At 69.5% G+C, this 9,016-nt stretch carries 6 protein-coding genes and 1 pseudogene; 4 read left to right on the top strand and 3 right to left on the bottom strand.

Annotation, left to right across the window (positions count from 1 at the left end; translation table 11 throughout):
- Nucleotides 1-42 precede the first annotated feature (42 nt).
- Nucleotides 43-963, top strand: coding sequence for a M23 family metallopeptidase (locus ACTHK2_RS07030; protein ID WP_440244995.1), 921 nt, complete (start codon nt 43-45; stop codon nt 961-963).
- Nucleotides 964-1,169: 206 nt separating this feature from the next.
- Here the strand turns inward: ACTHK2_RS07030 and ACTHK2_RS07025 are convergent, their stop codons facing one another.
- The 3 genes from ACTHK2_RS07025 to ACTHK2_RS07015 form a co-directional block, all read right to left on the bottom strand.
- The gene (locus ACTHK2_RS07025) at nt 1,170-1,760 is read right to left on the bottom strand and encodes a nitroreductase family protein (RefSeq protein WP_440244994.1); all 591 of its coding nucleotides are present in this window, start codon (nt 1,758-1,760) and stop codon (nt 1,170-1,172) included.
- Between the two features lie 217 nt (nt 1,761-1,977).
- The gene (locus tag ACTHK2_RS07020) at nt 1,978-3,711 is read right to left on the bottom strand and encodes a hypothetical protein (protein ID WP_440244993.1); all 1,734 of its coding nucleotides are present in this window, start codon (nt 3,709-3,711) and stop codon (nt 1,978-1,980) included.
- A 2-nt stretch (nt 3,712-3,713) separates the two neighbouring features.
- Complete coding sequence (locus ACTHK2_RS07015) at nt 3,714-4,031, bottom strand: hypothetical protein (RefSeq protein WP_440244992.1); 318 nt, start codon at nt 4,029-4,031, stop codon at nt 3,714-3,716.
- A gap of 262 nt (nt 4,032-4,293) precedes the next feature.
- On the opposite strand from ACTHK2_RS07015, the gene ACTHK2_RS07010 reads away from it, so the two are divergent.
- The 3 genes and pseudogenes from ACTHK2_RS07010 to ACTHK2_RS07000 all read left to right on the top strand — a co-directional run.
- A complete protein-coding gene (locus ACTHK2_RS07010) occupies nt 4,294-5,850 on the top strand; it encodes a hypothetical protein (RefSeq protein ID WP_440244991.1) in 1,557 nt (518 codons plus the stop codon).
- Nucleotides 5,851-5,974: 124 nt separating this feature from the next.
- Nucleotides 5,975-7,060 (top strand): glucose 1-dehydrogenase, encoded by a 1,086-nt coding sequence (locus ACTHK2_RS07005; protein WP_440244990.1) that lies wholly within the window; start codon nt 5,975-5,977, stop codon nt 7,058-7,060.
- Nucleotides 7,047-8,795: pseudogene (locus tag ACTHK2_RS07000) on the top strand (glycoside hydrolase family 15 protein); the annotation flags it as partial. The gene ACTHK2_RS07005 and the pseudogene ACTHK2_RS07000, both read left to right, overlap by 14 nt.
- Nucleotides 8,796-9,016 lie beyond the last annotated feature (221 nt).

The following is a 9,016-nucleotide window of genomic DNA, read 5'->3' as shown; positions in this document are numbered from 1 at the left end:
GCGCGTATCACGATGCGCGCACCACCGCCGGGGAGTCCGACCATGCGCCTTCGTCCTGCCGTCGCCGCCTTCGTCAGCAGCCTGTCCATCGCATCGGCGGCCGTCGCTGCCGACGTCGTCACCGTGCAGCAGGGCGGAGTGGGCCGCTGGACCGGCCTCGCGGCGAAGGAATGCGGCATCTACGGCAAACGCTACGCCGCGGTCGATGCGGTCTGCTACTACCCGGTCGACATTCGCGCGAAGCCAGGCGTGCATGCGATCGCCTTGTGGGACCAGGACGGGCGCAAGCACGCCGGAACGCTGCGCGTGGAGAAGGCCGACTTCCCCGACGTGCAGATGACGTTGCCCGATACGCTCGATCGCTACCTGCACATCAGCAACGACGACCTCGCGCGCGCGAAGCGCGAGCGCGCGGCGGTCGGCAAGATCATCGGCGGCACGCTCGATGCGCCCTCGTTCTCTTTGCCGCTCGCCGCGCCGACGGCGAGCCTGCCCAAGAGCGAAGACGACTTCGGCAGCTTGCGCACGTTCGATGCGGAGCATCGCAGCCTGCACAGCGGCCGCGACTATCCGGTGCCCGGAGGCAACACCGTCAAGGCGGTCGCGGACGGCAAGGTCGTGCTCGCGGGCGAGCAGTTCTTCTCCGGCAACTCCGTGTTCGTCGACCACGGGGACGGCCTCGTCAGCATGAACTTCCATCTGTCGTCGATCGCGGTGAAGGACGGCGACGTGGTCAAGCGCGGCCAGGTGCTCGGCAAGATCGGCGCGACCGGGCGCGCGACAGGCCCGCACCTGCACCTGGGCATTCGCTGGCTCGGCAAGCGAGTCGACCCCGCATTGCTGCTCGCTTCACCGAACGCGTTGCCGTCGGTCGCCGATTCGCCGACGGAGGCCCAACGCAAGATCGACAAGGCCGAATCGCGCGAGCCGCCGGAGAAGGACGACGTCGACGACGAAGGCTGAGGCGATCCCGGCCCATGCGCCTGGCGTTGCCGGCATGGTGACGAATCTGCTCTAGCAGGATGTTGAAAAGGCGCTATCCAGCGCTTTTTCAACTCAGCGAGTCCGGCGCATGTCCGGACTCGCTTGCGCGATTCAACGACGTGCGTCGTCGACTCGCGAGCGATCCATCCCTGGATCGCGTCAGCAGGCTGTTTTTCAACAGCCTGCTAGCCGGCAGCAGCGGATTCTCGGGGTGCCTGCCCGACCCAGCGCACTTCGGCAGGCCGGCGTGGCACTGCCGCGGTGGTCGTTGCCGGATGACCGACGACGATCGGAGCGACCGGGTGCACCGACGGCGGCAGGTGCAGGAACGCCTTGCCTTCGGGACTGCGCAGCCACGCTTGCGCGAAACCGATCCAGCAGGTGCCGAGGCCTGCGGCGTGTGCGGCCAGCATGAGGTTTTCCGCCGCGAGCGCGCAGTTCTCGACGGCCCACGGGTGGTCGGTCGTGCTGCAGATCAGCACCAGTGCGGGTGCGCCGTAGAAGATGTCGAAACCCGCTCCGTGCAGCACGGTGTTCGCGTGATGCGAAAGGAGGCCGGCGGGTGTATTGGCGAGCATGAACTCGCGAGCGCGGGTGGCGATGTCCGCGAGCATCGATCGATCGCGCACGATGCAGAAGGTCCACGACTGCGAATTCATCGCGCTCGGCGCCTGCACGGCGGCGTCGATGAGTTCGCGCAGCGTCGTTTCGTCGACCGCCTCGTCGCTGTATGCGCGAACGGCACGGCGTTGGTAGATCGCATCCCGGATGTCCATCGCGGTTCCCGTCGCAGCAGATGCGCACAGCGTCCTCCGGTGCTGCATGCCCCGCCTTGATCGAGGTCAATCCGCCATGACAGCCCGTAAAGGGCCGGAGTTCAGGGTGCGCCTTCCTTGGCCGCGACGGCGCAAACTCGACGCTGCGCGAAATCCGCTCCGCCCCGGAACCCTTTTCGCGCACGGCCGGCGACGATCGCCGGCCGCGCGGCCCGTGTCAGCGATGCACCGGCGAGACGAACAGGGGCGACGGGTCGCTCGTGATCTTCGTGAAGATGCTGCCGGTGCCGCCCGCAGTCGCCGCCGTGCCGATGTTGCCGCTGTTGCCGCCGGCACCGGCGGAACCGCCGCCGCCGCCACCGAACGCGGTGTTCGCGTTGCTGTTGGTGCCCGCACCGGCCGCGCCGCCGTTGACGTTGATCGAGCCGTTGATGATCGCCGGCGCGAGCAGGTTGACGACGCCGCCACCGCCGCCCCCCGATGCCGCCGAGCCGGTCGCACCGGCCAGCGCATCGGCACCCTTGCCGCCCGCCGCGCTGATCGTGCCGCTGTTGCTGTTGCCGGTCTTCGACGCGAGGATGATGACGCCGCCGCCACCGCCGCCACCGCCATTGCTCGTCGACGCGACAGCAGGCGTACCCGTTGCGCCGTCGGCGCGGATCGCGCCGCCTGCGCCGACCGTGATCGAGCCCGCGGCGAGGATCACCACCGTGCCGCCGCCGCCCGCGGGCGTCTGCACGCTGCTGTTGACGAACGGGCCGATACCGCCGCCGGCGGGGCCGGGACTGACGCCGAGCCGCGCGAACAGCGGGCTCGCCGCGCCGCCGCCGACGCCGACGTTGTTGTTGCCGAGCACCGCGGCCGAGCTGCCGATGCCCGCGCCCGCGTTCGTGTTGGTCGCGACGACGATCTGGCCGTTGATCGTGACGTTGCCGGTCGCACGGATCACGAGGCCGCTCGGCACGGTGAGCGTGCCGGTCACGGTGAGATTGGTGAACTGCAATGTGCTCGCCGGTGGCGCCAGGGTCCAGTCGACCGAAGCGAACGAGCCGGCGCCATCGGAGCCATCGCCGTAAACATTGGCAACGCCAGCCACGCCCTGCGGCCCGGTCGGTCCTGCCGCGCCGGTCGGGCCGATCGGGCCGATCGGGCCCTGTGGCCCCTGCGCGCCCTGCGGCCCCTGAGCACCGGCCGGCCCGACCGCGCCCTGCGGGCCCGTCGCACCGGTTGCACCCGCCGGACCCATCGCACCCTGCACGCCCTGCGGACCCTGCGCGCCGGTCGGTCCCGCCGCACCTTGTGGCCCGGTGGCGCCGATCGGTCCGGTGGCGCCTTGCGGCCCCGTCGCGCCGATCGGCCCGGTTGCCCCGATCGGGCCGGTCGCGCCCTGCGGACCGGCTGCACCCGTGGCGCCCTGCGGGCCTTCCGCTCCGGTCGGTCCGGCAGGGCCTGCCGGTCCCGTCGCGCCTTGCGCACCGGCCGGGCCGACGGCACCCGCTTCGCCTTGCGGGCCAGTCGGTCCGGCGGGTCCGGTCGGACCTTGCGGACCGGCAGGACCCGGATTGAGCGAGTACTGCGCGACCGGCACCGCGGATACGGCCTGGCGGCCGGCGAGGAGTTCCTGGTTCGCGATCGACGTGCCGACCTTGATCTCGAGCCAGTATTGCGTGCCGTTGAACACGGGACCGAAATCCAGATCGGTCGTGAACAGGCCGTCGACGACCGCGATCGACTGCTGGATCGGCGCCGTGCCGACGACCTGAGCGCCACCGCTCTGCGAATCGAACAGGGTGAAGGTGAAGACGTAGGTGCCGTTGGCTAGCGTGCCGCTCGCGTTGAGCTGGCCCTGGTAGGTGAACGCGCTCGATTGCGGCGCGAGCGGCGCGGCGACGGCGCCATGCAACGCGCAGGCGAGCGCGAGCGCGATCAGCTTGGACGGAAAACGGTTCATCGTCAGCACCCCTCGAATCCACTGAAGAACATCTGGTCCGGCGGATTGGCCGCGGCGGTCCAGAAACCGGAGATCACCTCCATCGTCGGCCCGCTCGAATAGCCGGGCGCGGCTTCGCCGGTGCTGCCGGCGAGGCGGTAGCACGCACCGCGCAGTCGTGCTGCGCCGGAACTGATGCGATGGAAGTCGATCGAATACGTCGGCGTGCCCGCGCGGCTGTCGGTGACGGGCGACGCGAGCAACGCGGCGATGGCGCCGAGCGCGATCGCGGACGCAAGGAGCCGCCCGCGCCTGCGCAGGCGCGTAGTGAACGTGTGCATCGATTCCCCCTGTGGAGTCGAGTAGCAGGCGGAGTATACGCACCCGCTGCGAAAGTTGCCGCCCGGCGTGGCAGGCGAGGCATCGCGACCGAAAAGTCGCTCCCACGCAAGGCAGATCGATGCCGGAGTTTTCATTTTTGTGGGGCGGCTTCAGTCGCGATGCCCTTCGCCCATGCCACCACGACGGAACTGCGAAGCCGTCGATGAAACCCCATGCCCGCCGCTCCGACAATGCGCGCGACGCGGTGGCGGAGTGATGCGCATGCGCAGTCTTCGAGCGAACTGCAACACGCTGCGCTCGCGGCGGGGTGTGCCGGGTGGGCCCGCCGCCGCACGCACGGCGCTCGTCGCCGCGCTCGCGCTCGCCGCGCACGCCGTCCACGCGACATGCTTGCTTGCCCAGGCCGCCTTCTGCGAAACGTTCGAGCAGGGCCCCGCACCGGCGTCGGACCGCGGACGCGGCGTCGAACTCAGCCGCACGCGTTTCAGTACGACGCGCTACGCGCCGTCGCTGTCGACAGGAGACGGCGTCACGTTCTGGGTGTGGGAGGCGGAATTCGGCCTGATCGCGGAAGAACCGCCGCCGTGCCGCAGTGACGTCACGGGTTTGCTCATGCCGACGCGCGACACGCTCGTGTGCAATCCGTCGGCGCCGATCCAGAGTCACTACCTCATGACCGCGGTCGGCTCGCAGAACTACGGCAGCAATGCGTACCGCATCCGGCAACCGTTCGATTTCGCCGGTCGCACCGGACGCCTCGTGTTCGATACCGACCTCGCCTCGAATTTCCTGCTCGGGTACACGAGTGTCGTGATCAGCGAGGATCCATCACCCGCGCCGAGCTGGGACGTCAACGGCCGCGGTCCCAATCCACGCAACGGCGTCGTCGTCGTGTTCCTCGGCAGCCCGGTCGAGGTCCACGACGTGCGCGACTACGCGATGACCGACCTCGCCGGCACGTCCGACGACGTACCGCGCCAGCGCGGCCACCTCAGCCGCGTCGAGCTGCGCCTGTCGACGACGCAGATCGAGGTGCTCACCTCGGAACCCTCCGCCGACGGAATCCACTTCGGCCCACTCGTGCGCCGGCGCATCGATACGTTCGAGACGCCGCTGCCGTTCACGCGCGGCTACGTCTCGCTGATCGCGCACAACCACGCGACCTGGAAGTACGGCATCACGTTCGGCGGCCTGCCGCGCCCGCTGCGCTCGTGGAACACCTATTGGGACAACATCGGTTTCGATGGTCCGGTATTGCCGGGCACGCGCGAATACGAAGTACCCGCCGCGCTCGTCCCGCACACGTTCACGACGACCGACGAGTTCCCGCCCGGCGTCGTCAACGTGATCGAACATCCGGGCCTCAGCCTCGGCTACGTGATCCCCGACGGCGCGGGCGCGCTCGGGGAGCCACTCGTCTTCCGCGGCGTGTCGCTGCGCCACGCGACGCGCGCGCGGCTCGTATTCAACGGCTACTACCAGGGCTACGACATCGACGGCATCCGCCTCGGCACCGGTCGCCTGCGCTGGCAGTTCAACGGCCATCCCCCGCACGAACGCGCCTTCACGCCGGGCGAAGTCGCGATGCTCGACTCGCCGGGCCAGACCGGAGGCTACAACCACGCGATCGACGTGCCCCTGTCCGAACTCGTCGAAGGCGACAACCAGGTCCGCTTCGGCACACTGCACATCTCATCGGGATACCCCAACGCCGTCACTAACCTCGACCTCCTGCTCGACACCGATCCTGCCTTCATCTTCGATGACGGATTCGACGGCAACCGGACTCAGCGAGAACGACAGAAGCCTGAAACATGAAGCACACCGAGCACACCTTCGTGAGCTCGGCCTGCTTCACGTTCCAATTTTCTGATCCTGCTTTCGATCCTTTTCGTACTTGCGGATATGTGCGATTCAGCGCCGGGGGCGTAGTCGTGGTCGCATGGATGCCGATCGTCGCCGTCGCGCCGTCACGTTCATTCCCGGGCGTGCAGGGTCGGCGCGTCTGGAGACGCTGCCCGCGCCTGACGTCGGCGAGGGGGCGCTCGTCGTCGCCATCGATGCGATCGGTGTCTGCGGTACCGATCGTGAGCTGCTTGCGGGCAGCTACGGCGAAGCGCCGCCGGGGCGTGAGCGCCTCGTCATCGGGCATGAGTCGCTCGGACGCGTGCTCGAAGCGCCGGCAGGCAGCGGCTTTTCGGTCGGCGACGCGGTCGCGGGCATCGTGCGACGGCCCGATCCCGTGCCGTGTGCACACTGCGCGATCGGCGAATGGGACCTGTGCGAGAACGACCGATACACCGAATGCGGCATCAAGGGTCGCGACGGCTACGGAGCCGAGATCGTGCGCATCGAACCGGAGTTCGCGGTGCGCGTCGACCCTGCGCTCGGCGTCGCAGGCGTATTGACGGAGCCGGCCAGCGTCGTCGCCAAGGCGTGGGAGGAGATCGAACGCTTCGCCGCACGCTCATCGGCGAGCACGATCCGCGACGTCTGGGTCACCGGCGCCGGTCCGATCGGCCTGCTCGCCGCGATGATGGGCGTGCAGCGCGGCTGCGCGGTCGCCGTGTACGACCGCGCGGAATCGGGTCCCAAACCCACGCTCGTGCGCGAGCTCGGCGCGCGTTACGCGACCGAACACTCGCCGCCGCCCGCGGGCGAGGCGTTCGACGTCGTCATCGAATGCACGGGCGCATCGCCGGTCATCCTCGAAGCGATCCGCCGCCTGCGCCCGAACGGGATCCTCTGCCTGACCGGCGTCTCGCGTGCGGGCACCAGGATCGGCGTCGACGCGGGCGCGATCAATCGCGAGATGGTGCTCGAGAACACCGTCGTGTTCGGCTCCGTCAACGCGCGCCGGGCGCACTATGCGGCCGGCGCGGGCGCGCTCGCCGCGGCGGACCGGCACTGGCTGAACCGGCTCGTCACGCGCCGCGTATCGCTCGAAACGTGGCAGGACGCGTTCGCGCCGCGTGCGGACGACGTCAAGGTCGTGCTCGATTTCAGCGCGCGTCATGGCGCGCATTGAGGACTACGCGCTCATCGGCGACTGCGAGACGGCGGCGCTTGTCGGGCGCGATGGTTCCATCGACTGGTTGTGCTGGCCGCGCTTCGACAGCGACGCCTGCCTCGCCGCACTGCTCGGCAGCGCCGACAACGGCCGCTGGCGCATCCGCCCGCGCGGCGCACTGCGCTCGACCACGCGCGCCTACCGCGGCGCGACGCTCGTGCTCGAGACGACCTTCCTGACGCGCACCGGCCGCGTGACGATCGTCGACTTCATGCCGCCACGCGGCGCCGCCTCGGACGTCGTGCGCATCGTGCGCGGCGACGAAGGCCGCGTGCCGATTGCGATGGATCTCGTCCTGCGGTTCGGCTACGGCGCGCAGGTGCCGTGGGTGGCACAGCTCGACGACGGCGCGCTGCGCGCGATCGCGGGGCCCGACAGCGTCACCCTGCGCACACCGGTCGGCGTGCGTGGCGGCGGCGAACGCCTGACCGCCGCATTCACGGTCGAGCGCGGCGATGCGGTGCCGTTCGTGCTCACCTACACGCGCTCGCACGAACCGCCGCCGCGGGCGCTCGAACCGAAGATCGCGCTCGAGGAAACCCAGGCGTTCTGGACGGCCTGGAGCGCGCGCTTCGAAGGCGAGGGCCGCTGGGGCGCCGACATCCGCCGCTCGCTCATCATCCTGAAGGCACTCACCTACGCGCCCACCGGCGGCATCGTCGCAGCGCCGACGACGTCGTTGCCCGAAGCGCTCGGTGGCAGTCGCAACTGGGACTACCGCTACTGCTGGGTGCGCGACGCGACGTTGTCGCTGCTCGCGATGATGAATGCGGGATTCTTCGAAGAGGCGGCCGCGTGGCGCGACTGGCTGCTGCGCGCGGCCGCGGGCAATCCCGCCCAGATGCAGATCATGTACGGCCTCGCCGGCGAGCGCCGGCTCACCGAATGGACCGTGCCATGGCTCGCCGGTTACGAAGGCTCCGCGCCCGTGCGTGTCGGCAACGCCGCGCACGCGCAGTTGCAACTGGACGTCTACGGCGAACTCATGGACACCCTGCATCATGCGCGGCGTGGATCGCTGTCGACGAATGCATCGGGCTGGGACCTGCAGCGCGCGCTGCTGGAACACCTCGAATCCGTCTGGCAGGAACCCGACGCTGGCATATGGGAAGTGCGTGGCGATCCCGCCGCGTTCACCTACTCGCGCGTGATGGCCTGGGTCGCCTTCGACCGCGCCGTGAAGAGCGTCGAGCGCCTCGGCCTCGACGGGCCGGTCGCGCACTGGCGCCGGCTGCGCGACCGCATCCACCGTGAAGTCTGCGAAAAGGGCTATGACGGCCGACGCAAGACCTTCGTGCGCAGCTACGGCGGCCACCACCTCGATGCGAGCCTGCTGCTCATGCCGCAGCTCGGTTTCCTGCCGCCGCGCGATCCGCGCATCGTCGGCACGGTCGCGGCAATCGAGCGCGACCTCGTGCGCCGCGGCTTCGTGCTGCGCTACGACAGCGAAGCCGACGACGATGGACTGCCCGCGGGCGAGGGCGCCTTCCTCGCCTGCAGCTTCTGGCTCGCCGACGCGTACACGATGCTCGGCCGCCGTCGCGACGCGGTGCGCCTGTTCGAACGCCTGCTCGCGATCCGCAACGACGTCGGCCTGCTCGCGGAGGAATACGACGTCGACGAAAAACGTCTCGTCGGCAACTTCCCGCAGGCGTTCTCGCACATCGCGCTGATCAACACGGCGCTCAACCTGCGCCGCATCGCGCCGCCCGCCGAACAACGCGCCGACCGCAGTGCCGGCCACGTCGACGAAGGCACGCGCACAGGTGCGCCGAGCGCCCGGCGACTGAATACCAGGCGTCGTACGGAGGGCAAGAAAGATTGAACCACGAAGGAGGCGCGGCGGAGAGATCAGGCGTTCGCCCATTCCCTGCTTCCGCTCCTCCTTCTTTCCGCTTCCGCTTCTGTTCCCAG

This window comes from Dokdonella sp. (assembly GCF_051958935.1).
Taxonomy (GTDB): Bacteria; Pseudomonadota; Gammaproteobacteria; order Xanthomonadales; family Rhodanobacteraceae; genus Dokdonella_A.
This window is presented reverse-complemented; position numbering and strand designations above follow the sequence as displayed.

Excerpts from the sequence above, each read along its gene's own strand:
- ACTHK2_RS07030 (WP_440244995.1), top strand. The coding sequence starts at position 43 with ATGCGCCTTCGTCCTGCCGTCGCCGCCTTCGTCAGCAGCCTGTCCATC.
- ACTHK2_RS07025 (WP_440244994.1), bottom strand. The coding sequence starts at position 1,760 with ATGGACATCCGGGATGCGATCTACCAACGCCGTGCCGTTCGCGCATAC.
- ACTHK2_RS07020 (WP_440244993.1), bottom strand. The coding sequence starts at position 3,711 with ATGAACCGTTTTCCGTCCAAGCTGATCGCGCTCGCGCTCGCCTGCGCG.
- ACTHK2_RS07015 (WP_440244992.1), bottom strand. The coding sequence starts at position 4,031 with ATGCACACGTTCACTACGCGCCTGCGCAGGCGCGGGCGGCTCCTTGCG.
- ACTHK2_RS07010 (WP_440244991.1), top strand. The coding sequence starts at position 4,294 with ATGCGCAGTCTTCGAGCGAACTGCAACACGCTGCGCTCGCGGCGGGGT.
- ACTHK2_RS07005 (WP_440244990.1), top strand. The coding sequence starts at position 5,975 with ATGGATGCCGATCGTCGCCGTCGCGCCGTCACGTTCATTCCCGGGCGT.